General features: G+C 66.1%; 22 protein-coding genes and 1 pseudogene. 17 read left to right on the top strand and 6 right to left on the bottom strand.

Annotation, left to right across the window (positions count from 1 at the left end; translation table 11 throughout):
- Positions 1–10: 10 nt before the first annotated feature.
- From maiA to HLG70_RS24120, 10 genes are all read left to right on the top strand, one after another.
- On the top strand, positions 11–649 hold the full coding sequence (gene maiA, locus HLG70_RS24165; protein ID WP_171667885.1) for a maleylacetoacetate isomerase: 639 nt from the start codon (positions 11–13) through the stop codon (positions 647–649).
- On the top strand, positions 646–1,029 hold the full coding sequence (locus HLG70_RS24160) for a chorismate mutase (protein ID WP_171667884.1): 384 nt from the start codon (positions 646–648) through the stop codon (positions 1,027–1,029). Before maiA ends, HLG70_RS24160 begins: the two co-directional genes overlap by 4 nt.
- On the top strand, positions 1,022–2,050 hold the full coding sequence (locus HLG70_RS24155; protein WP_171667883.1) for a Bug family tripartite tricarboxylate transporter substrate binding protein: 1,029 nt from the start codon (positions 1,022–1,024) through the stop codon (positions 2,048–2,050). The genes HLG70_RS24160 and HLG70_RS24155 overlap by 8 nt, the downstream gene beginning before the upstream one ends.
- A gap of 51 nt (positions 2,051–2,101) precedes the next feature.
- Positions 2,102–3,454 carry an FAD-dependent oxidoreductase gene (locus HLG70_RS24150; protein WP_171667882.1) on the top strand — a complete coding sequence of 451 codons (1,353 nt, stop codon included), beginning with the start codon at positions 2,102–2,104 and terminating at the stop codon, positions 3,452–3,454.
- A gap of 18 nt (positions 3,455–3,472) precedes the next feature.
- Positions 3,473–4,699 (top strand): 3-hydroxybenzoate 6-monooxygenase, encoded by a 1,227-nt coding sequence (locus HLG70_RS24145; protein ID WP_171667881.1) that lies wholly within the window; start codon positions 3,473–3,475, stop codon positions 4,697–4,699.
- Positions 4,700–4,812: 113 nt separating this feature from the next.
- Positions 4,813–5,988: an ABC transporter substrate-binding protein gene (locus HLG70_RS24140; protein WP_171667880.1), complete on the top strand. Its 1,176-nt coding sequence runs from the start codon at positions 4,813–4,815 to the stop codon at positions 5,986–5,988.
- A 64-nt stretch (positions 5,989–6,052) separates the two neighbouring features.
- Positions 6,053–6,967 carry a branched-chain amino acid ABC transporter permease gene (locus HLG70_RS24135; RefSeq protein WP_171667879.1) on the top strand — a complete coding sequence of 305 codons (915 nt, stop codon included), beginning with the start codon at positions 6,053–6,055 and terminating at the stop codon, positions 6,965–6,967.
- Between the two features lie 11 nt (positions 6,968–6,978).
- Positions 6,979–7,947: a branched-chain amino acid ABC transporter permease gene (locus HLG70_RS24130; RefSeq protein WP_171667878.1), complete on the top strand. Its 969-nt coding sequence runs from the start codon at positions 6,979–6,981 to the stop codon at positions 7,945–7,947.
- Positions 7,940–8,692: an ABC transporter ATP-binding protein gene (locus tag HLG70_RS24125; protein ID WP_171667877.1), complete on the top strand. Its 753-nt coding sequence runs from the start codon at positions 7,940–7,942 to the stop codon at positions 8,690–8,692. The genes HLG70_RS24130 and HLG70_RS24125 overlap by 8 nt, the downstream gene beginning before the upstream one ends.
- Entirely contained in the window at positions 8,692–9,384 is a 693-nt protein-coding gene (locus HLG70_RS24120) for an ABC transporter ATP-binding protein (RefSeq protein WP_171667876.1), read from the top strand. The genes HLG70_RS24125 and HLG70_RS24120 overlap by 1 nt, the downstream gene beginning before the upstream one ends.
- Positions 9,385–9,415: 31 nt before the next feature.
- Here the strand turns inward: HLG70_RS24120 and HLG70_RS24115 are convergent, their stop codons facing one another.
- The 6 genes from HLG70_RS24115 to HLG70_RS24090 form a co-directional block, all read right to left on the bottom strand.
- On the bottom strand, positions 9,416–9,778 hold the full coding sequence (locus HLG70_RS24115) for a glyoxalase superfamily protein (protein ID WP_171667875.1): 363 nt from the start codon (positions 9,776–9,778) through the stop codon (positions 9,416–9,418).
- Between the two features lie 471 nt (positions 9,779–10,249).
- Complete coding sequence (locus HLG70_RS24110) at positions 10,250–11,266, bottom strand: Bug family tripartite tricarboxylate transporter substrate binding protein (protein ID WP_171667874.1); 1,017 nt, start codon at positions 11,264–11,266, stop codon at positions 10,250–10,252.
- 162 nt (positions 11,267–11,428) lie between these two features.
- Positions 11,429–12,169 (bottom strand): amino acid ABC transporter ATP-binding protein, encoded by a 741-nt coding sequence (locus HLG70_RS24105; protein WP_171667873.1) that lies wholly within the window; start codon positions 12,167–12,169, stop codon positions 11,429–11,431.
- Positions 12,170–12,229: 60 nt separating this feature from the next.
- Positions 12,230–13,330, bottom strand: a complete 1,101-nt coding sequence (locus HLG70_RS24100) for an amino acid ABC transporter permease (protein ID WP_171667872.1) — start codon at positions 13,328–13,330, stop codon at positions 12,230–12,232.
- 1 nt (position 13,331) lies between these two features.
- Positions 13,332–14,522: an amino acid ABC transporter permease gene (locus HLG70_RS24095; RefSeq protein ID WP_171667871.1), complete on the bottom strand. Its 1,191-nt coding sequence runs from the start codon at positions 14,520–14,522 to the stop codon at positions 13,332–13,334.
- 129 nt (positions 14,523–14,651) lie between these two features.
- Positions 14,652–15,668, bottom strand: a complete 1,017-nt coding sequence (locus tag HLG70_RS24090) for an amino acid ABC transporter substrate-binding protein (RefSeq protein ID WP_171667870.1) — start codon at positions 15,666–15,668, stop codon at positions 14,652–14,654.
- Positions 15,669–15,957: 289 nt separating this feature from the next.
- Between HLG70_RS24090 and HLG70_RS24085 the strand changes: the two genes are divergently transcribed.
- From HLG70_RS24085 to HLG70_RS24060, 7 genes and pseudogenes are all read left to right on the top strand, one after another.
- Complete coding sequence (locus HLG70_RS24085) at positions 15,958–16,713, top strand: cell division ATP-binding protein FtsE (protein WP_171667869.1); 756 nt, start codon at positions 15,958–15,960, stop codon at positions 16,711–16,713.
- Positions 16,710–17,618, top strand: coding sequence for a cell division protein FtsX (locus tag HLG70_RS24080; protein ID WP_171667868.1), 909 nt, complete (start codon positions 16,710–16,712; stop codon positions 17,616–17,618). The genes HLG70_RS24085 and HLG70_RS24080 overlap by 4 nt, the downstream gene beginning before the upstream one ends.
- A 368-nt stretch (positions 17,619–17,986) precedes the next feature.
- Positions 17,987–18,772, top strand: coding sequence for a chemoreceptor glutamine deamidase CheD (gene cheD / locus HLG70_RS24075; protein ID WP_171667867.1), 786 nt, complete (start codon positions 17,987–17,989; stop codon positions 18,770–18,772).
- Between the two features lie 62 nt (positions 18,773–18,834).
- Positions 18,835–18,939, top strand: a pseudogene (locus HLG70_RS29585) (M24 family metallopeptidase); the annotation flags it as partial.
- A 53-nt stretch (positions 18,940–18,992) separates the two neighbouring features.
- Positions 18,993–19,523, top strand: coding sequence for an RNA 2',3'-cyclic phosphodiesterase (gene thpR, locus HLG70_RS24070; protein ID WP_171667866.1), 531 nt, complete (start codon positions 18,993–18,995; stop codon positions 19,521–19,523).
- A gap of 47 nt (positions 19,524–19,570) precedes the next feature.
- On the top strand, positions 19,571–20,131 hold the full coding sequence (locus HLG70_RS24065) for a 5'-3'-deoxyribonucleotidase (RefSeq protein ID WP_171667865.1): 561 nt from the start codon (positions 19,571–19,573) through the stop codon (positions 20,129–20,131).
- A gap of 71 nt (positions 20,132–20,202) precedes the next feature.
- The gene (locus HLG70_RS24060; protein ID WP_171667864.1) at positions 20,203–21,540 is read left to right on the top strand and encodes an NAD(P)H-dependent oxidoreductase; all 1,338 of its coding nucleotides are present in this window, start codon (positions 20,203–20,205) and stop codon (positions 21,538–21,540) included.
- Positions 21,541–21,551 lie beyond the last annotated feature (11 nt).

Genomic DNA, 21,551 nt, shown 5'->3' with positions numbered 1-21,551 from the left:
GGGGAACCGCATGCAACTCCACAGCTTCTTCAACAGCTCCACCTCCTACCGGGTCCGCATCGCGCTGGCGCTCAAGGGCCTGTCCTACGAGTACCTGCCCGTGAACCTGCGCAAGCAGGAGCAGCGCGCCGCCGGCTACGTGGCCAAGAACCCGTCGGCCGGCGTGCCGCTGCTGATCGACGGCGACACGCAGCTATCGCAGTCGCTCGCCATCATCGACTACCTGGACGCCACCCACCCGGAGCCGCGCCTGATCCCGGCCGGCACGCTGGACCGCGCGCGCGTGCTGGAGCTGTCCGATGCCATTTCCTGCGACATCCACCCGGTCAACAACATGCGCATCCTGCGCTATCTGCAGGATGTGCTGGGGGCCAGCGACGAACAGAAGACCGCCTGGTACCACCACTGGATCCGCGAGGGCCTGACCGCGGTGGAAGCGCTGCTGGCCCGCCACGGCCACGGCGCGTACTGCTTTGGCGACACGCCCACCCTGGCGGATTGCTGCCTGGTTCCGCAGGTGGCCAACGCCCAGCGCATGGGCTGCGACCTTTCCGCCTATCCGCGCATCCTGCGCATCCATGAACACTGCGTCGCGCAGCCCGCCTTCCAACAGGCGGCGCCCGCCCAGCAACCGGACTTCAGCCAGTGAGCACGCAAGAACCCGACACCCAAGGCGCGCCGCTGCGCGAATACACCGACCCCGCCTACCGCCCCTTGTGCGCCAACCTGGCCGAGGTGCGCGCCCATATCGACCGGCTGGACGACGACATCGTCCGGCTGATCGCCGAACGCGCGATGTACGTGAAGGATGCCGCGCGCTTCAAGCGCGACGCCTTCCAGGTGAGCGCGCCCGCTCGCCAGGCCCAGGTCTTCGAAAAGGCCAGAAAGCTTGCCGACCGCCACAACCAGGGCTTCACCAACCTGGAACAGGTGGTGGACGCCACCTATCGCGCGATGGTTGCCGCCTTCATCGCCAATGAACAGACCTACTTCGACACCATGAAGGACGTGGGAGACACACATGCATGATTTCTCGACCCCGGCGCCCGCGCGCCCGCTTTCGGGCCTGCTCGCCCGCCGCTTCGCATCGCGCGCGCTGGCCCTGGCGCTTGCCGCGTTCGCGCCGCTGGGCGCCGCTCAGGCCGCCGACGCCTGGCCCGCCCAGCCGCTCAAGGCCGTGGTGCCGTTCGGCCCTGGCTCCAGCCCCGACCAGGTCGCCCGCATCGTCGGCGAAAAGGCCGGCGCGATCCTGGGCCAGACCATCGTGATCGAGAACAAGCCGGGCGCCAGCGGCAACATCGGCACCTTCGCCATCGCCAACGCCAAGCCCGACGGCTACACCTTCGGCGTATCCATCACCGGCCCGCTGGTGAACAACACGCTGCTGTTCGACAAGCTGCCGTATGCGCCCGCCACCGACCTGTCGCCGCTGACGCTCGCCGTGCACCAGCCCAACGTGCTGGTCGTACCCGCCAGCGCCGGCATCGGGAACATCGGCCAGCTGCTGGAAGCGCTGAAGAAGAATCCGGACAAGTACAACTTCCCGTCTCCGGGCGCGGGCACCGTGTCGCACCTGGCCGTCGAACTGCTGCTGCAGCAGATCGGCGCGCGCGCCACCCACGTGCCCTATCCCTCTTCGCCCGCCGCCCTGACTTCGCTGCTGTCCGGCGACACCCAGTTCGCCGCGCTGCCGCCCATCGCGGTCATGCCCATGGTGAAGGACGGACGCCTGAAGGCGCTGGCGGTCACCTCGTCCAAGCGCTCGACGCTGCTGCCCGAGATCCCGACCCTGGCCGAAGTCGGCGTGCAGGGCATCGAGGGCTCGGCGTGGATAGGCTTCGTGGTGTCGTCCAAGGCGCCGGCCGACATCCAGAAAAAGCTGTCCGACGCACTGATCCAGGCCATCCGCGATCCGGAAGTCGCCAAACGGCTGCAAGCCCAGTTCATGGAACCCGTGGGAGACACTCCCGCCGAGTTCCGCGGCTATATGGACGACGAGCTCAAGCGCTGGGAACCCCTGATCAAGAAGCTGGGCATCAAGGGCCAGTAGCCCGCCGCGCAGGACCGTCCCGCAGCAACCGCAACACGCAAGGAGAACCAGATGCTCATCACCGAACCCGCCCGCCAGGTCCCGATCCATGGCGAATATGAAGTCGTCGTGCTGGGCGGCGGCCCGGCCGGCGTGCTGGCCGCCGCCAGCGCCGCGCGCAACGGCGCCAGCGTGCTGCTGGTGGAGCGCTACGGTTTCCTGGGCGGCATGGGTACGGCGGCCGGGGTGTCGAACTTCTGCGGGCTGCATGCCAACATCCACGGCGATATCCGGCAGGTGGTGCACGGCATGACCGACGACCTGCTGGACCGCATGCGCGCGATGGACGGGCTGAACGATCCGCATCTGATCCTGGGCAAGATCCACGCCCAGGCCTATGACATCTCGGCCTTCAAATGCGCGGCCGACGGACTGGTGCAGGACAGCGGCGCGCAGGTGCTGTTCCATGCCCTGGCCACCGGCCTGACGCGGGATGCGAACGGCCGCGTGGACGCGCTGTTCCTGGAGACCAAGTCCGGCCGCCGTGCCGTGCGGGCAAAGATATTCATCGATTGCTCGGGCGATGCGGACATCGCCCAGTGGGGCGGCCTGCCGTTCGAAAAGGGCGACGAGAACGGCCACATGCTCTACCCCACGTTGATGTTCAAGGTAGGCAACGTGGACGGCGCGCGCGCCCAGGAAGCCTGGAAGACCATCCCCCAGCTGATGGACCAGGCCGCGGCCAGCGGCGAATTCAGCTTTCCCCGCCGCGGCGCCATCGTGCGCCCGCAAAAGCATGACTACGAATGGCGGGTCAACGTGACCCAGCTGGCCAACGCGGACGGCAGCGCGGCCGACGGCACCGACGCCGGCTCGCTGTCGGCCGGCGAACTGGAAGGCCGCCGCCAGATCGTGCAGTACCTGGCCTTTCTGCGCGCCAAGGTGCCGGGCTTCGAGCAGGCCTATGTACTGGACATCGCCCCGCAGCTGGGAATACGCGAAACGCGCCGCATCGTCGGCGAGGCCATGTTGAGCAAAGAGGACGTGCTGGGCTGCGCGGATTTTCCAGACAGCATCGGCGTCAACGGCTGGCCGCTGGAAATGCACACCGCCGGCGACGTGCAGTGGATGTGGCCGCCCATTCCCGAATCCCGCGGCTACAACCAGCTGCCGTTTCGCATGATGGTGCCGCGGCGCGGCGCGGGCGTGGCGGACAACGTGCTGGTGGCGGGCCGTTGCGCGTCCATGACGCACGAGGGACAGTCCGCCGCGCGCGTCAGCGGCAGCTGCTTCGTGATGGGCGAGGCAGCGGGCACCGCCTCGGCCATGGCGCTGCGGGCGGGCATCGCGCCGGGCGCCATTTCCATTCCCGCCTTGCAGGCACAACTCAAACAACAGGGCGCCTTCCTGGGCGGCCAAGACTGAAACGGCGCGAGAATCGACATGACAGCAAGCCTGGCGGCAAAGCCGCAAGCACCAACCGTGATCGTCGTGGGCGGCGGCATCGGCGGCCTGGCCGCCGCGCTGGCGCTGACGCGGCAAGGCATCGCCGTGCAGCTGCTGGAGCAGGCCGCGCACATCGGCGAGATCGGCGCCGGCATCCAGCTGGGGCCCAACGCCTTCGCGGCGCTGGACGCCCTGGGGGTGGGACAGACGGCGCGCGCGCGTGCCGTGTTCACCGACCACATCATCATGATGGACGCGGTGGACGCCAGGGAAGTCGTGCGGATCGACACCGGCGAGGCCTTCCGTGCGCGCTTCGGCGCGCCCTACGCCGTGATCCATCGCGCCGACATCCACCTGTCCATCCTGGAAGCCGTGCAGCAGAACCCGCTGATCCGCTTTCGCACGTCCACCCAGATCGCCAGCATGGCGCAGGACGAGCACGGCGTGGAGGTCGTGGACACCCAGGGCAACCGCTACCGCGCGGATGCCATCGTGGGCGCGGACGGCGTCAAATCCGTGATCCGCGAGCACATGGTGGGCGACCCGGCGCGAGTCACCGGCCACGTGGTCTACCGCGCCGTGGTCGAACGCGACAACATGCCCGAGGAACTGCGCATCAACGCTCCCGTGCTATGGGCCGGCCCGCACTGCCATCTGGTGCACTACCCCTTGCGCGGCGGCCAGCAATACAACCTGGTCGTTACCTTTCACAGTCGCGAGAACGAGGAATGGGGCGTGCGCGAGGGCAGCAAGGAAGAGGTGCTGTCGTACTTCCAGGGCATCCACCCGCGTCCGCACCAGATGCTGGACCGCCCGACTTCCTGGAAGCGCTGGGCCACCGCCGACCGCGAGCCGGTCGAGCGCTGGGGCCAGGGCCGCGTCACCATCCTGGGCGACGCCGCCCACCCCATGACGCAATACATGGCGCAGGGCGCCTGCATGGCGCTGGAGGACGCCGTGACCCTGGGCGAGGCCGTCAGGCATTGCGGGCACGACCTGGAAGCCGCGTTGCGGCTGTACGAATCGGTGCGCATTCCGCGCAGCGCGCGCGTGGTCTGGTCGACCCGTGAGATGGGCAGGCTCTACCATGCGCGGGGGGTGGAACGCACTGTGCGCAACATGCTGTGGACGGGCCGCAGCCAGTCCCAGTTCTATGACGCGTTGCAGTGGCTGTATGGATGGAAGGTGGAGAACTGCCTCCAGGCAGGGAATAGTGCTCAATAGAAAATGCCCCCACGCCGCGCACGCTACGCGCGCTTGCTGCCCCCCGGGGGGGCGCTTTTCGCCTTGAGGCGGCTCGGCGGCGAAAAAAAACACAACCACAAGAGGAGACAACCATGAAAAGAACCACAATCCGCGGCACCGCCGCCATCATGCTGTCCTTGGCTTCGTACGCGGCCAGCGCCCAGCAGAAACCGCTGGACATCGGCTTCATCGGCACCCTGTCCACGCCCGCCGGCTACATCGGCGAAGACGAGCGCGACGCCTTCATGCTGGCCGTGAAGGAAGGTGGCGGCAAGCTGGGCGGCGTGCCGGTCAACGTGCGCGTCGAGGACGACGCGCTCAAGCCCGCCAACGCCAAGCAGATCGCCGACAAGATGGTGCAGGGCGGCGTGCGCCTGTTCACCGGCATCAACTTCTCGAACGTGATGGCCGCGGTAGGCCCCACGGTCCTGAACGCCGGCGCCTTCTACGTCAGCCTGAACGCCGGTCCGTCCAACTACGCGGGCAAGGCCTGCAACCCCAACTACTTCTCCGTCGCGTTCCAGAACGACTCGTACGCGGACACCGCGGGCATGGCGGCCAATGAGCTGGGCGCCAAGCGCGTGGTCATCATGGCGCCCAACTACCAGGCCGGCCGCGACGCCGTCGCCGGCTTCAAGCGTACCTACAAGGGCGAGATCGCCGACGAGATCTACACCAAGCTCGAGCAGGCCGATTTTTCGGTGGAGCTGGCGCGCATCCGCTCGCTCAACCCCGACGCCATCTTCCAGTTCCACCCGGGCGGCGCGGGCATCAACCTGACCAAGCAGTTCGCCAACTCCGGCCTGGCCGACAAGATCAAGATGATCACGCCCATCTACTCGATGGACGACCGCATGCTGGCCGCGACCGGCACGGCGGGCAAGGGCTTCTACCTGAGCTCGCTCTGGAGCGCCGACCTGGACAACGCGCAAAGCAAGCACTTCGTGGAGGCCTTTACCAAGGCCTACAACCGCGCGCCCACCGCCTACGCGGCGCAGGCCTACGACACCGCCAACCTGATCGCCTCGGGCCTGAAGGCAGTCAACGGCGACATCGCCGGCCGTCCGGACGACTTCCGCAACGCCTTGCGGAAAGCGGACTTTCCCAGTGTGCGCGGCAAGTTCAAGTTCGGCTCGAACCAGCATCCCATCCAGGACTGGTACCTGCTGCACATCGAGGCCGGCCCGGACGGCAAGCTGATCTACAAGAACCTGAAAGTGCTTGCCCGCGACCACACCGACGTCCACGCGGCGGATTGCAAGATGTAGCCCGGGCCGGGCGTGACGGGCTGCGCGCAGTCCGTCACGCCGCCTCACTCCACAAGGAGTTCCAATGCTGATGTTCCTGGAGCAGGTCTTGAACGGCCTGCAATACAGCGCATTGCTGTTCCTGTTGTCGGCGGGCCTGACGCTGGTCTTCGGCATCATGAACGTCATCAACCTGACGCATGGCTCGTTCTACATGGTGGGCGCGTTCTGCGCGGCCAGCGCCGCCGCGGCCACGGGGTCCTTCGCGGCCGCCGTGCTGGCCGCGCTGGCGGGCGCGGCGCTGTATGGCCTGGTGGTCGAACTGCTGGTCATCCGCCACCTGTACCGCCGCGACCACCTGGACCAGGTGCTGGCCACGCTGGGCCTCACGCTCTTCACCAATGAGCTGGTGACGGTGCTGTTCGGGCGCAGTCCGCCTTTCATGGACATCCCGCCGTTCCTGTCGGGCTCGGTGGCGCTCCTGCCCGGGCTGAACTATCCCATCATGCGGCTGGCCTTCATCGGCGCGGGCGCGCTGGTGGCGCTGGGCCTGTGGCTGCTGATCTCGCGCACCCGGGTCGGCATGCTGGTGCGCGCCGGCGCCGACGACGGCGAAATGGTCGACGCGCTGGGTGTGAACATCCAGCGGCTGTTCACCCTGATCTTCACGCTGGGCGCGCTGCTGTGCGGCTTTGCCGGCGTCATGGCCGCGCCCCTGCTGGCGGTCGAGATCGGCATGGGCGAACGCATCCTCATCACCACCTTCGTGGTCATCGTGGTGGGCGGCGTGGGCTCGGTGCGCGGCGCGCTCGTGGGTTCCCTGATGATAGGCATGACCGACGCGCTCGGGCGCGCCTACATCCCCTTCTGGATGTCGCGCCTGCTGCCGCCGGAACTGTCGGACTCCGCCAGCTCCAGCCTGGTGTCCGCCAGCATCTACATCCTGATGGCCATCGTGCTGCTGTTCCGGCCGCGCGGTCTTGTGCCCGCCCAGCGCTAGGAACGATACCCATGAACCGAAAAATCATCGTCAACACGATAGGGCTGCTGCTGTTCGCCCTGGTGCCGGCCATCGCGTCGGCCACGGGTGAAGCCTTCCTGGTCAACCTGATGACGCGCTTTCTGATCTACGCCATCGCCGCGGTCAGCCTGGACCTGATCCTGGGCTACGGCGCCATGGTCAGCTTCGGCCACGCCGCCTTCTTCGGGCTGGGCGGCTACGTGATCGGCATCGCGGGCTTTCACCTGGGCCAGGGCGACACGCTGTTCGGCTGGAGCGGCAGCAACGCCGCGCTCGTCATGTGGCCGCTGGCCATCGCCGTGGCCGCGCTGGCCGGCCTGGCGGTGGGCTTCCTGTCGCTGCGCACCTCGGGCGTGCAGTTCATCATGATCACGCTGGCCTTCGGGCAGATGCTGTACTTCATCCTGGTGGGCCTGATGGTCTATGGCGGCGACGACGGCCTGTCGATCGACGCGCGCAACACCCTGCCCGGCCTGGACCTGAACCGCCCCGCCACGTTCTACTACGTGTGCCTGGCGCTGATGGCGGCCTGGGTGCTGGTGTGCCGGCGCATCGTCAACTCCCCGTTCGGCATGGCGCTGCAGAGCATCAAGCAGAACCCGCGCCGCAGCATCGGGCTGGGACTGGCGCCGCTGCGCTACCGGCTCACGGCCTTCGTCCTGTCGGCCGCGGGCACCGGGCTTGCCGGCGCGCTGTGGGCCAACTACGCGCTGTTCGTCAGCCCCGACATGTCGGCCTGGCAGAAGTCGGGCGAGCTCATGGCCATGGTGATCCTGGGCGGCATGGGCTCCATCTTCGGCCCCGTGCTGGGCGTGGCCGTGTACCTGGGACTGGAACAGGTCGCCACCGCCTGGACCGAGCACTGGATGCTGATCCTGGGCCCCGTGCTGGTGCTGGTCGTGCTGTTCGGCAAGCGCGGCGTCTACGGCTGGCTGGTTGGAGGACGAAGCAATGACTGAGCATCCCAAACTCGAAATCCGCGGCCTGCGCAAATCCTTCGGCGCCGTGCAGGCGACGCAAGGCGTCAACCTCGAGGTCAGGCCCGGAGAACTGCACGCGCTGATCGGACCCAACGGCGCCGGCAAAACCACGCTCCTGTCCCAGATCAGCGGCGAGATCCTGCCCGACGCCGGCAGCATCCTGCTCGACGGCGGCGACATCACCCGCATGCCGGCCCACAAGCGGCCCGCTGCCGGGCTCGCGCGATCCTTCCAGATCAGCCAGCTCTACCCCGACTTCACCGCCGAAGACAACGTCGCCATGGCCGTGCAGGCGCACAGCCCCGGTGGATTCAACCTGTGGAAAAACGCGCGCCGCCAGGCGCCGCTGCGCGAACCCGCCCGGCAGGCCCTGCACCGCGTCGGCCTGGGCGACCGCGCCCACGTGCGCGTATCGGCCCTGGCGCACGGCGAAAAACGCCAGCTCGAACTGGCAATGGCCCTGTCGCTGGACGCGTCCCTGCTGCTGCTGGATGAGCCCATGGCCGGCATGGGCGCCGAGGAATCCCAGCGCATGACGGCGCTACTGCAAGAACTGAAGGGCCGCTACGCCATCCTGCTGGTCGAACACGACATGGACGCCGTCTTCGCGCTGGCCGACCGCGTCACCGTGCTGGTCTACGGCAAGACCATCTTCACCGGCACCCCCGACGAGGTGCGCCGCCACCCCGACGTGCGCGCCGCCTACCTGGGCGAGGAAGACTGATGCTTCAAGTCAAACAACTGCAAGCCGGCTACGGCGCCAGCAGAGTGCTGTTCGGCGTAGACCTGGACATCGCGCCGCGCCAGGTCGTATCCCTGATCGGCCGCAACGGCATGGGCAAGAGCACCACTGTCAAAACGCTCATGGGCCTGCTGCCCGCGCAAGGCGGCAGCATCCTGCTGGACGGCAAACCCATCAACGGCCTGGCCCCCCACCGGATCGCCCAGCTGGGCATCGGCCTGGTGCCCGAAGGCCGCCGCGTCTTCGGATCGCTGTCGGTGGAAGAAAACCTGGTCGCCACCGCCCGCAACACACAGGCCGGCTGGCACGTGGGCCGCGTCTTCGAGCTGTTCCCGCGCCTGAAGGAACGTCGCGCACAATCCGCCCGCACCCTGTCGGGCGGCGAACAGCAGATGCTGGCCGTCGGCCGCGCGCTGCTCATCAACCCCCGCCTGCTCATCCTGGACGAAGCCACCGAAGGCCTGGCCCCGCTGATCCGCCAGGAAATCTGGAACTGCCTGCGCCGCCTGAAGGAAGAAGGCCAGACCATCCTGGTGATAGACAAGAACCTCAAGGAAATGGCCACCCTGGTGGACCGCCACCACGTCCTGGAAAAAGGCCGCGTCGTCTGGCAAGGCAGCCCCGCCGAACTCGCCGCGCAGCCCGAACTGGCGCAACGCTACCTGGGCGTCTAGCGCCAGGAGGCGTCCCAGGCCTGGTCGAAGCCTAGTCCTTGTCTTCGCAAAAGCTCAGGCGGTTGCCGAACGGATCGATGACCGCCATCACCCGCCCCCAAGGCATGTCCTCCACACCCGGCCGCATATACCCATAGCGCTTGGCGCTGACCTCGGCGTGATATTCATCCACGCCCTGCATCCGCACAAACACCGCGGACCCGGGCGTCGCATCGCCATGATGTTCGCTCAGGTGCAGCACCAGATCCCCGCGATGCACCTGCGCATATAGCGGCATGCCCGCTTCAAAGCGATGCTCCCAGTCCCACGAAAACCCCAGGAAATCCAGATAGAACTCGCGCGCCTTCTCCACGGAGAAGATGCGCAGGATGGGAATGGCGGCGTGCAGTTGCATGACGGCCCCAAGCATTATTCAAAGGACAACCAGCATAATTCACAACCAATCGCCAAGCCACCGCACGCCCCGCGCAACGTCACCACCACCGCAGGACTCCTCCCCCAGCGCGAAGCGTCGTTACCCCAACGCAAGACACCGCGTAAGCCCCAAAAGGCCGCCCGCGCGGCCGGCCTGGGGCGGGCCCCGCAAGATCTTCCTCATCCCCACCATGACGGCAAGAACCTCAAGAACCCCGCCCGTCCCGGTGGACATCAAGTTTCAACCACCGGAGCCCGCCGCGTCGGGGGCCCCGAATGCGTGGGGAGTCGATGAGCCCAAGGGAATCCGTAGGGAGCCGAAGGCGTACGAGGATGACGCAGGGGAAGCCCGGAGCGAAGGCTCCGGGCCGAAATCGTTGACCCGCGCATTCGGGGCCCCCGACGCGGCGGGCGTCTTAAAAACCAGCGACTGCCCGCCAAGAAAACACAATCAATTCAAGCTGGCACCCGAGATCTTCACGATCTCCTGATACTTCGCCTTCTCGGCCTTGACGAACTCCGCAAACGCCTCAGGCGTCATCGGCGCCGCCTCGGACCCCATCGTCAGCAAACGCTGCTTCACATCCGGCTGCTCCATCGCGTCCGAATAAGCCTTGTTCAGCTTGGCCACCACCGGCGCAGGCGTCCCGCCCGTCGTGAACACGCCAAACCAGGTCCCCAGGTCAAAACCCTTGACCCCCGACTCCTCAACCGTCGGCACGTCCGCCAGCAGCGACGAACGCTTGGCGGTCGTAACGGCCAGCGCCTTCACCTTGCCGTCCTTGATCAACGGCGCCGAAGCCGCCAGATTGTCGAACATGAAATCCGACTGCCCCGACAGCAACGCCAACTGCGCCGGCGCCGCGCCCTGGTAAGGAATGTGCTCGACATTGATGCCCGCGCGCGCCTTCAACAGCTCGCCCGACAAATGGCCCGCGCTGCCGTTGCCGCCCGAACCGTAGTTCAGCTTGCCCGGATTCTTCTTCGCATAATCGATCAGGTCAGCCAGCTTCTCGATCTTGTTCTTCTGCGCGAACTCGACATTCATCACCAGCACGTTCGGCACCGACGCCACGATCGTCACCGGCGCGAAATCCTTCACCGGGTCATACGGCAGATTGGCGAACAGCCAGGGATTGATCGCGTGCGTCGCGACCGCGCCCATCACCAGCGTATAGCCATCGGCCGGCGCCTTGGCCACCAGGTCCGCGCCGATATTGCCGCCCGCACCCGAACGGTTCTCCACAATGACAGCCTGACCCAGCGAGCCGCGCACCTTCTCGGCCAGCATGCGCGCCATGGTGTCCAACGGACCGCCAGGCGGGTAAGGAACGACAAAACGGATCGGCTTGGCCGGGAAATCGGCGGCTTGCGCCAGCGCGGGCGCGCCGAACGGCAGGGTGGCGGCCAGCGCCACGGCGCCTTGCAACAGGGCGCGGCGCACAGCGCTGCGGGGGGTATGCGTCATGATGGTGTTCTCCTCACTCCGGATCAATGGCGGTCAGTAGCATACCGCAGGGACGAGAAGGACGTAACAAAGGGATACCGGCCACATCGCCCGGATTTCTCCCGAATGAATGCCGAGCGCCCAAGGAAAAACCGCCCGAAGGCGGTTTTTCGTGGATCAGGATCAGTGCAGGATCTGGCTCAAGAAGAGCTTGGTCCGCTCGTTCTGCGGATTATCGAAGAACTCGTCCGGACTGTTCTGTTCGATGATCTCGCCGCGGTCCATGAAAATCACGCGGTTGGCGACCTTGCGCGCAAAACCCATTTCGTGGGTCACGCAAATCATCGTCATGCCGCTTTCCTGGGCCAGGTTGACCATCACGTCCAGCACTTCCTTCACCATTTCCGGATCCAGCGCGGACGTCGGCTCATCGAACAGCATGATCTTGGGGTTCATGCACAAGGAACGCGCGATCGCCACGCGCTGCTGCTGGCCACCCGACAGCTGGCCCGGAAACTTCTTGGCCTGCTCCGGGATGCGCACACGCTCCAGGTACTTCATGGCCGTCGCTTCCGCTTCCGCGCGCGGCTTCTTCAACACCCACATGGGGCCCAGCGTCAGGTTTTCCAGCACCGTCAGGTGCGGGAACAGGTTGAAGTGCTGGAACACCATGCCCACATCCTTGCGGATGGTCTCGATGTGCTTCAGATCATTGGTGAGCTCCGTGCCGTCCACAATGATGTGGCCCTTCTGGTGCTCTTCCAGCCGGTTGATGCAGCGGATCATCGTGGACTTGCCCGAGCCCGAAGGCCCGCACACCACGATGCGCTCGCCTGGCGCGACGTCCAGGTTGATGTTGCGCAACACGTGGAACTGGCCGTACCACTTGTTCACGTCCTGCAAACGAATAATGGCATCCGACATGCCTGTACTCCCGTAAGTATCGCTGGGCGCGCCCGCCTGGGGCGGACGCGCGGCAAATTGCTAGCGTGCGTGATCAGTGGCCAGGCGTTTTTCCAGGGCCTGGCTGTATTTGGACATGGAGAAGCAGAACACGAAGTAGATCAGCGAGATGAAAAGATACGCCTCCACCCCGAATCCGCGCCATGCCGCGTCGGACAAGGCCGCCTTGGCCGCCAGCGTCAGGTCGAAGATGCCGATGATCACCACCAGCGACGTGTCCTTGAACAGCGCGATGAAAATGCTGACCAGCGGCGGAATCACGATCTTCAGCGCCTGCGGCAGGATGATCTTGCGCATCTGCTGCCAGTAGTTCAGGCCCAGCGAATCCGCGCCTTCGTACTGCCCCTTGGGGATGGCCTGCAATCCGCCGCGCACCGTCTCGGCGATATACGCCGCCGCGAACATGATGATCGCGATCTGCGCGCGCAGCAGCTTGTCGATCGAGAAGCCTTCCGGCAGGAACAAGGGCAGCATCACCGACGACATGAACAGCAGGCTGATCAGCGGAACGCCGCGGATCAGCTCGATGTACACGACGCACAGCGCCTTGATGGCGGGCATCTTCGAGCGCCGGCCCAGCGCCAGCAGCACGCCGACCGGGAACGCGAAGGCAATGCCGAACGTGGACAGGATGAGCGTCAGCGGCAGGCCGCCCCAACGCGCGTTTTCCACGTAGGTCAGACCGAACACGCCGCCCCACATCAGCAGCGCCACGGCCGTCAGGCCCACGGTCCAGATGACGGCAAGCTTCCAGTTCCAGAAGCGGCGGATGCCGCTGCAGATGATCACGCCCACCAGGATGATGGTGGCGATCAGCGGCCGCCATTGCTCATCGAAGGGATAGGTGCCGAACAGGATCAGCCGGTGCTTCTCGATGATGAACGCCCAGCAGGCGCCGCCGGAAGCGCGGCATTCCTGGGCGTTGGTCGCGTTGAAGTTGGCCTTGATGAAAGCCCATTCAACCAGCGCCGGCACCGCCATCAACAGGAACCACGCAAGCAGCACCGTGATGAGGATGTTCAGCGGCGTGGAGAACAGGCGGGACTTGAGCCAGGCCCACGCGCCCACGTGAGTGCTGGGCGGCGGCAGGGCTTCGCTGGGGGTATGCGTAGTGCTGCTCATCTCAACGCTCCACCAGCGCGATGCGCTTGTTGTACCAGTTCATGAATATCGAGATCGACAGGCTGACCGTGAGGTACGCGCCCATGATGATGAGAATGCCCTCGATCGCCTGGCCCGTCTGGTTCAGCGTGGTGTTCACCACCGACACGATGTCGGGGTAGCCGATGGCAACCGCCAGCGAGCTGTTCTTCGTCAGGTTCAGGTACTGGCTGGTCATCGGGGGGATGATCACGCGCAGCGCCTGCGGCAGGATCACCAGGCGCAGCACCTGCTTCCTGCGCAAGCCCAGCGAACCGGCGGCTTCCCACTGGCCGTTGTTGACGGCCTGAATGCCCGAACGCACCACTTCGGCGATGAACGCCGAGGTGTAGATCACCAGACCCGCCAGCAACGCGGCGAATTCCGGCGACAGGGTCAGGCCACCCGAGAAGTTAAAGCCCTTGAGCTCCGGCATGTCCAGGGTCAGCGACGCGCCGCTGACCAGCCAGCCGATGACGGGAAAACCGATGAGCAGGCCGATGGCAGCGCGTCCCAGCGGGAAAATGCGGCCGGTGGCCTCCTGGCGCTTCTTGCCCCAATGGCCCAGCAGGATGATGGCCACGATGGCCAGTCCCAGTCCGGCCAGCATCCAGTCCAGCGAATTGCCTTCCAGCGCGGGCACTTTCAGGCCGCGGTTGGAGATGAAGACGCCAGGCAGCGGATTGTGGGCCTGGCGCGGACCCGGCATGTTTTCCGTGATCAGCGCGTACCAGAAGAACAACTGCAGCAGCAGCGGCACGTTGCGCATCACCTCGACGTAGACCGAGGTGATCTTCTTCACCAGCCAGTTCTTGGACAGGCGGCCGATGCCGATCAGGGTGCCGAGGATGGTCGCCAGCACGATGCCGATGACGGCCACGCGCAGTGTGTTGAGCAGGCCCACCAGGATGGCGCGGCCGTAATTGTTTGCGGGGGTGTAGGCGATGGGCGTTTCGCCGATCGCGAACCCGGCCTCACGGTTCAGGAACCCGAAGCCGGTGGCGATATTGCGCACGGACAGGTTGTGAAGCGTGTTTGAAACCAGGAACCACACGGCCCAGGCTACCGCGGTCAGCGCAAGCACCTGGTAGACCACGGAGCGTACGCCGGGATCGTTCCAGTTCAGACGCCGGGGGGGTGCCGAAAGCGGGGCGTTTTTGTTGGGAGTCGTCATGATGAATCTACAGAAGTCGGACACCGGGTGGCAAGGCCGGAAAGACCAGGCCACCCACTCCTGCCGCCCGCGCGGTGGCGGGCTAGGCAAAACGGAGCACCAGGCTCCGTTTTACCAGGCAGCCGTGTGTTAGCGCACCGGCCAGCCGTACATCAAGCCACCCTGCTTGTACGAAGCATTCAGACCACGCTCCAGCTTCATCGCGCTGTTCTTGCCCAGCGTGTTTTCGAAGCTTTCACCGTAGTTGCCCACGTTCTTGATGATGTTGAAGGCCCACTTGTCGTCCACGCCCAGGTTCTTGCCCATGCCCGGGGTCACGCCCAGGATGCGCTGGATGTTGGGATTGGGGCTCTTGGTCATTTCTTCGACGTTGGCCTTGGTGATGCCGTATTCCTCGGCTTCAAGCATGGCGTTCAGCGACCAGCGCACGATGTTGAACCATTGCTCGTCGCCCTGGCGGACCATGGGGCCCAGCGGCTCCTTGGAGAAGTCTTCCGGCAGGATGATGAACTTGTCCGGATTCTCCAGCGTCGTGCGGGTGGAAGCCAGCTGCGACTTGTCGGTCGTGAAGGCATCGCAACGGCCGGCCGAGAAGGCGCGGATGATTTCGTCGTACTTGTCGATCACGACCGGCTTGAACTCGATCTTCTGGCCGCGGAACCAGTCGGCCAGGTTCAGTTCGGTGGTGGTGCCGGGCTGCACGCAGATCGTGGCGCCGTTCAGCTCCTTGGCGCTCTTGACGTTCAGGTCCTTGGAGACCATGACGCCCTGGCTGTCGTAGTAGTTCACGCCCACGCCGATCAGGCCCAGCGTCGTGTCGCGCGTCAGCGTGACCGTGGTGTTGCGGGTCAGCACGTCGACCTCGCCGGATTGCAGCGCGGTGAAGCGCTGCTGCGTGTTCAGCGGGGTGAACTTCACCTTGGTGGCGTCGCCGAACATCGTCGAGGCGATGGCGCGGCACAGGTCCACGTCGATGCCCTTGTATTCGCCCTTGCTGTCAGCGATGGAGAAACCCGGAATGCCCGTCGAAACCCCGCACTGGACAAACCCTTTCTTCTTGACGTTATCGAAGGTCGCGCCCGCATTGGCAGCCGCGGAGGCAGCGAGCAGGGCGGCGCCAATGGCAGCGAGTTTCAGTACTTTCATCGTGATCTCCGTGTGGGATGAAGCGAATCCGCGCGCAGGCCGGGTTGGGCCTACGCATGGGGCGGATGGTAGCGTCCGCGAAGCAGGCGGCGCATCCGGGAATTCCCTTGAAATATAGGGACACTGGATGAAATGAAACGCTGTTTTCAGACAGAATCGGGGACGCGTTTTCCCGAAGCGAAAACACCCTGGTCTGTCCGGCCGAGGCGGCTCCGGCCAGCCTAAGCCAACAGGTGTAGGCCACCTTACTGTCCCCGAGTTACTATGGCGGCTTCATCTGACAGCCGCCATGATCGAATTCCAGCACGTATTCAAATCATATGGTCGCGGCCGCAATATCCTGGCCGACATCAACTTCCGCGTGAGCGCGGGAGAATTCGTTTTCGTCTCGGGGCCATCCGGCGCCGGCAAGTCCACGCTGCTCAAGCTGATCGGCGGGCTGGAACCCGCCAGCCGCGGGTCCATCCAGGTCAATGGCCAGCGGCTGGACAAGCTGCCCGCGCGCGCCCGGCCCTACCTGCGCCGCGCCGTGGGCGTCATCCTGCAAGACACCCATCTCCTGTTCGACCGAAGCGCGTTCGAAAACGTCATGCTGCCGCTGGCGGTCACCGGCCACGCCTGGGGCTCGGCGGCGGCGCGTGCGCGCGCCGCGCTGGACAAGGTGGGGCTGTCGGGCAAGGAAGACCTCAATCCCATTGAACTGTCGGGCGGTGAACAGCAGCGCCTGGCCATCGCCCGCGCCATCGTGAACCGGCCAGCCATCCTGATCGCGGACGAACCCACCGCCAACCTCGACCACGACAACGCGCAGCGCATCATGAACGTGTTCCGCGACTTCAACCGCGTCGGCGTCACCACGCTGATCGCCTCGCACGACCAGGAACTGATGGCGCGCTACGCCACCCGCACGCTGCGCATCGACCCGGGCAAGTTCGCCGATTCCCAAGGCGCCGCCAAGGCGCCCGATGCCGGTGCGCCGGCGGCGGGCCAGTCCCGCCCGGGCCGCGCCGAGCCCGGCTTCGGCCATCCGGGAGAGTCCGCATGAACGCCTGGCTGCGGCAACACCGCTATGCGCTCCTGGTCACCTTGCGCCGGCTGATCAAGCAACCGTTCTCCTCGCTCGCCAACCTGCTGGTCATGGCCCTGGCCCTGGCGCTGCCGCTCCTGGGCAGCGCCATCCTGGTGTCGGTGCAGCCGGTTGCGCGCGAAATGTCCGTCACGCCCGAAGTCACCGTGTTCATGCGGGTGGACGCCCCCGCCGGCGCCGCCGCCGATGTGGCCAAGCGCATCAAGGACGAATACCAGCAGGACGTGCGCGCCGTCCGCGTCGTGGGCCGCGAAGACGCCCTGGCCGATCTGCGCGCCAATCCGGCGTGGCAGCAGGCGCTGGCCGTGCTGCCGGGCAATCCCTTGCCCGACGCGGTGGTGGTCACCCTGGCCGAAGGCGAAGACCTGGCCGGACGCGCCGGCAAGCTTGCCACGGCGTGGAAACAATGGAATCACGTGGACCTGGTGCAGCTCGACAGCGCCTGGGTGCAGCGGCTGGAGGCCATCCTGCGCTTTGCCCGCATCGGCCTGGGGTTCCTGGCTGCCTGCGTGGCGGTCGTGGTGCTGGCCACCGTCTTCAACACCGTGCGCATGCAGGCGCTTTCGCAGCGCGAGGAAATCGGCGTGGCGCGCCTGGTCGGCGCCACCGAATCCTTCGTGCGCCGTCCCTTCCTGTACCTGGGCGCGCTGTCGGGCGCCCTGGCTTCGGTGCTGGCCATCGGCGTGGCGGCCATCGCGCTGTCTCCACTGAACGACGCCCTGCTCGGGCTGGCCCGCAGCTACGGGGCCGAGTTCGCCCTGCATCTGCCTGGCGCGTCCGTGCTGATTGGCGCGGTCATTGCGTCCGCCGCCCTGGGCGCGCTGTCGGCCCGCTGGTCCGTCACGCGCAGCACGCGGTTCTGAAATCTCGGTCTCACGTCCCGGAGCCGAGGCTCCGGGGTTAAAGGTCCGGGATCGACGCGCCAGCCTAAAGCTCCGTCTGACGCCCCTTCCTCCCCGTGATCCGGGGAAAGCCCCCCCACAAGCCTGTGTAGGATGGTTGCAAGCCATCCGCGGACGCATGGGCGTTTCGCGGGGCAGCCCAAGACGACGTAAATGCCATGAAAACGTATCAATTAGGGACACGTTCCTGACATTTACACAGTATTTCTCCCACTGACTGCCGGGATATGCAAGAATAAAGCGACATTTTTATACATATTTTGAAACAAATACCGTTTTACACTGTATCTTAGTGTCTCAATCGCCGTTCTTGCCCAAATTTCAGTCTCATGGTCGCTCGTCTTGAAGCCCGCGCAACGCGTCATTATTTCGACAGCGCGTTCCAATGTCAGGCAGTGAAAGTACTTCCCAACGAGTACTACGTCACCAATGAAAACCTGATGATCTCGACCGTGCTCGGGTCATGCGTCGCCGCGTGCATCCACGACCCCGTGACGGGCGTGGGCGGCATGAACCATTTCATGCTCCCGGAGGGCGACATGCAGTCGCCCGCCTCCGCGACCATGCGCTACGGCGCCTTCGCCATGGAAGTGCTGATCAACGAGTTGCTCAAGGCGGGCGCCGTGCGCGACCGCCTGGAAGCCAAGGTATTCGGCGGCGGCGCGGTGCTTGCGGCCATGCAGCAGATGAACATCGGCGAGCGCAACGGCGAGTTCGTGCTGAACTACCTGAAGACCGAAGGCATCCCCGTCAAGGCGCAAGACCTGGGCGACGTGCATGCGCGCCGCATCAATTATTTCCCGCGCGACGGCCGGGTGATGGTGCGCAAGATGGCGCCGCACCACCAGCGCGCGGAAGAGATCATCGCCAAGCGCGAACAGGCTGCGGCGCAAAGCGTTGCCAGCAAGACGGCATCCCCGCCGCGGATCGAGCGGTTCACCCGGCCCGGCGTGGAGCGCTTCGACCGCCCGGGCGTCGAACGGCTGGATCGCCCTGGCGTGGAGCGCCTGAACCGCCCAGGCGTGGAACGCTTCGACCGTCCGGCCCGGCCGGGCGTCGAGCGCTTCGACACCGGGCTGGCCCGCCGGCCCAAGCCCGAAACCGCGGGCAGCTGATCCCGCGGCCGCGTCAGAAGCCGAAGCTGGCGCGGTAGTGGCTGGGCGACACGCCCAGCCACCCTTCGGAAATGCGTTGGATCCTGAAAATCCACCTGCGGGATCCGCGCGGGCGGTTCGGGGCGTTCTTCGAGGACATGCTGCTGAGCGACGCGCATTACGGCTGATCCGCCCGCGCCTGGCCGTCCGCGGACGGCCGCCCCACCCCTACAATCAGCGGATGTCCACTGTCCGCCTTTTCTTCGCGCTGTGGCCGTCCCCCCGACTGGCGGCGTCGCTTGCCGGGTGGGCGGAACAGGCCCGCCTGGTATCCGGCGGGCGGGTCATGCGCACCGAGACACTGCATCTGACCCTGGCGTTCCTGGGGCCGGTCGACACCGCGCTGGCGGACGAACTGGCCTGCGCCACGCCCGAGCGCCCCCTGGCGCCCGGCGAAGTGGCGATGGACCACTACGGCGTCTTCAGCCGCCAGCGCATCCTCTGGGCCGGCCCCGCGAACATTCCTGCCGGCCTGCAGAACGCCCACGACGAGCTGTGGCAATGGCTGGGCGGCTACGGTCTGGCGGCGCCGCCCCAGCCGTTCCGGCCGCACGTCACGCTGCTGCGCAACATCGTCCACACCCATCCGCCCGGGGAAACTCCCGCGCCGCTATCGTGGCGCTACGACCGCATGGTGCTGGTGGCTTCCGAATCGCTGACGGGCGGCAGCCGCTACCGCATCGTGGCGCAGTCCCGGCCGCGGGAGCCATAGCGCCCCGCTCTGGCACAATCGAACGGTTGCAACAACCCGGGTTCACCATGATCATCCTGCTGGATCAAGACGGCGTGCTGGCCGACTTCGAACATGCCTTCATCGACGCCTGGCGCGCCCGCCATCCCGACATCGCGCCGGTGGCCTTCGAGGACCGCAAGTCCTTCTACATCCGCGAGGATTACGCCCCCGAGCTGCGCGGCATGGCCGAGGCCATCTATACGGCGCCGGGCTTCATCCGCAATCTGCCGCTGGTGCCTGGCGCGCTCGACGCCGTGAAGGAATTGCTGGCGCTGGGCATGGACGTGCGTATCTGTTCGTCGCCCCTGTCGCAGTTCGAGAACTGCGTGGCGGAAAAATACCTGTGGGTGGAAAAACACCTGGGGCGCGACGCCACCAACCGGCTGATCCTGACCAAGGACAAGACGCTGGTCCAGGGCCATCTGCTGATCGACGACAAGCCTTTGATAGAAGGGGCCATGAGACCGCGCTGGAAGCACATCCTGTTCGACGCCCCGTACAACCGCGGCGTCGTGGACCGCCCCCGCATAACCTGGCAAAACTGGCGCAATGTGCTGGCGGGCGAGCTGTATACGGCAGATGCCTGAGTCCTGTTCAGCGGTCATCGTTTAGGACTATCCTGTGGTGTCGTACGCCCCACCCAGGAGGAGCCCGCGCCATGAATCTGCACCGTCTGCTCAAGCAGCGAGAAGCCGACCACAAGCCCTTGCGAGTTGCACTGTTGGGCGCCGGAAAGTTCGGCGCGATGTTCATGAGCCAGGCCCCCCGCACGCCGGGGATGCGCCTGGTTGCGGTGGCCGACCTGACGCCCGACCGCGCCCGCGCCGCGCTGACCCGCGTGGGCTGGCCCGCCAGCGCGCTCAACGCCAGCAGCACCAATGACGCGCTGAAGAACGGCAAGGTTTTCTTCACCGACGATCCCTACGCCGTCATCGCCAGCCCCGAGGTCGACATCGTCATCGACGCGACCGGCCAGGCCGCGGCGGGCATCAGCCATGTGCTGGCCTGCTGCGAACACGGCAAGCACATCATCATGGTCAACGTCGAAGCCGACGCGCTGGCCGGCCCGCTGCTTGCGCGCCGCGCGCGCGAGGCAGGCATCGTTTACTCGCTGGCCTACGGCGACCAGCCCGCCCTGATCTGCGAAATGGTGGACTGGGCGCGCGCCAGCGGCTTTGAGGTCATGGCCGCCGGCAAGGGCACCAAGTACCTGCCGGAATTCCATACCTCCACGCCCGACACGGTCTGGCCCTATTACGGCTTCACCGCTGAAATGGTGGCGGCGGGCGACTTCAACGCGCAGATGTTCAACAGCTTCCTGGACGGCACCAAGAGCGCCATCGAGATGGCGGCCGTGTCCAACGCCACGGGCCTCCTGCCCTCGCCGTCCGGCCTGCACTTTCCGCCCTGCGGCGTGGACGATCTTGCGCGCGTGCTGCGCCCGCGCGAGGACGGCGGCATCCTGCATCATCGCGGACAGGTGGAAGTGATCTCGTCCCTGGAACGCGACGGCCGTCCGGTGTTCCGGGACCTGCGCTGGGGGGTCTACGTGACGCTGGCGGCGGACAGCGACTATGTGCGCCGCTGCTTCCAGGAATACGGCCTGGTCACGGATCCCAGCGGCAACTTCACCGCCATGTACAAGCCCTATCACCTGATCGGGCTGGAGCTGGGCATCAGCGTAGCCAGCGTGGGCCTGCGCCGCGAACCCACGGGCGCGCCGGCCGGCTGGCACGGCGATGTCGTCGCCACCGCCAAGCGCGACCTGCAGGCCGGCCAGATCCTGGACGGCGAAGGCGGCTACACGGTCTACGGCCGGTTGATGCCGGCGCCCGACTCGGTCGAGGAAGGGTATTTGCCGCTGGGACTGTCGCATCAGGTCAAGCTGAAGAACCCGATGCGCCAGTCGCAGGCGATCCGCTGGCGCGACGTGGAATACGACGACCGTTCGACGGCGGTGCAGTTCCGCCGCGAAATGGAACAGACCTTCGCGTAAGGCCCGCGCGG

Source organism: Achromobacter deleyi (genome assembly GCF_013116765.2).
GTDB lineage: Bacteria > Pseudomonadota > Gammaproteobacteria > Burkholderiales > Burkholderiaceae_B > Achromobacter > Achromobacter deleyi_A.
This window is presented reverse-complemented; position numbering and strand designations above follow the sequence as displayed.

Bases quoted from the DNA above. Each gene is read 5' to 3' on its own strand.
- HLG70_RS24110 (WP_171667874.1), bottom strand. From the start codon at position 11,266: ATGACGCATACCCCCCGCAGCGCTGTGCGCCGCGCCCTGTTGCAAGGC.
- HLG70_RS24130 (WP_171667878.1), top strand. From the start codon at position 6,979: ATGAACCGAAAAATCATCGTCAACACGATAGGGCTGCTGCTGTTCGCC.
- HLG70_RS24090 (WP_171667870.1), bottom strand. From the start codon at position 15,668: ATGAAAGTACTGAAACTCGCTGCCATTGGCGCCGCCCTGCTCGCTGCC.
- HLG70_RS24125 (WP_171667877.1), top strand. From the start codon at position 7,940: ATGACTGAGCATCCCAAACTCGAAATCCGCGGCCTGCGCAAATCCTTC.
- HLG70_RS24115 (WP_171667875.1), bottom strand. From the start codon at position 9,778: ATGCAACTGCACGCCGCCATTCCCATCCTGCGCATCTTCTCCGTGGAG.
- HLG70_RS24145 (WP_171667881.1), top strand. From the start codon at position 3,473: ATGACAGCAAGCCTGGCGGCAAAGCCGCAAGCACCAACCGTGATCGTC.
- maiA (WP_171667885.1), top strand. From the start codon at position 11: ATGCAACTCCACAGCTTCTTCAACAGCTCCACCTCCTACCGGGTCCGC.
- HLG70_RS24150 (WP_171667882.1), top strand. From the start codon at position 2,102: ATGCTCATCACCGAACCCGCCCGCCAGGTCCCGATCCATGGCGAATAT.
- cheD (WP_171667867.1), top strand. From the start codon at position 17,987: ATGGTCGCTCGTCTTGAAGCCCGCGCAACGCGTCATTATTTCGACAGC.
- HLG70_RS24095 (WP_171667871.1), bottom strand. From the start codon at position 14,522: ATGACGACTCCCAACAAAAACGCCCCGCTTTCGGCACCCCCCCGGCGT.
- HLG70_RS24105 (WP_171667873.1), bottom strand. From the start codon at position 12,169: ATGTCGGATGCCATTATTCGTTTGCAGGACGTGAACAAGTGGTACGGC.
- thpR (WP_171667866.1), top strand. From the start codon at position 18,993: ATGTCCACTGTCCGCCTTTTCTTCGCGCTGTGGCCGTCCCCCCGACTG.
- HLG70_RS24140 (WP_171667880.1), top strand. From the start codon at position 4,813: ATGAAAAGAACCACAATCCGCGGCACCGCCGCCATCATGCTGTCCTTG.
- HLG70_RS24135 (WP_171667879.1), top strand. From the start codon at position 6,053: ATGCTGATGTTCCTGGAGCAGGTCTTGAACGGCCTGCAATACAGCGCA.
- HLG70_RS24080 (WP_171667868.1), top strand. From the start codon at position 16,710: ATGAACGCCTGGCTGCGGCAACACCGCTATGCGCTCCTGGTCACCTTG.
- HLG70_RS24155 (WP_171667883.1), top strand. From the start codon at position 1,022: ATGCATGATTTCTCGACCCCGGCGCCCGCGCGCCCGCTTTCGGGCCTG.
- HLG70_RS24120 (WP_171667876.1), top strand. From the start codon at position 8,692: ATGCTTCAAGTCAAACAACTGCAAGCCGGCTACGGCGCCAGCAGAGTG.
- HLG70_RS24085 (WP_171667869.1), top strand. From the start codon at position 15,958: ATGATCGAATTCCAGCACGTATTCAAATCATATGGTCGCGGCCGCAAT.
- HLG70_RS24065 (WP_171667865.1), top strand. From the start codon at position 19,571: ATGATCATCCTGCTGGATCAAGACGGCGTGCTGGCCGACTTCGAACAT.
- HLG70_RS24060 (WP_171667864.1), top strand. From the start codon at position 20,203: ATGAATCTGCACCGTCTGCTCAAGCAGCGAGAAGCCGACCACAAGCCC.
- HLG70_RS24100 (WP_171667872.1), bottom strand. From the start codon at position 13,330: ATGAGCAGCACTACGCATACCCCCAGCGAAGCCCTGCCGCCGCCCAGC.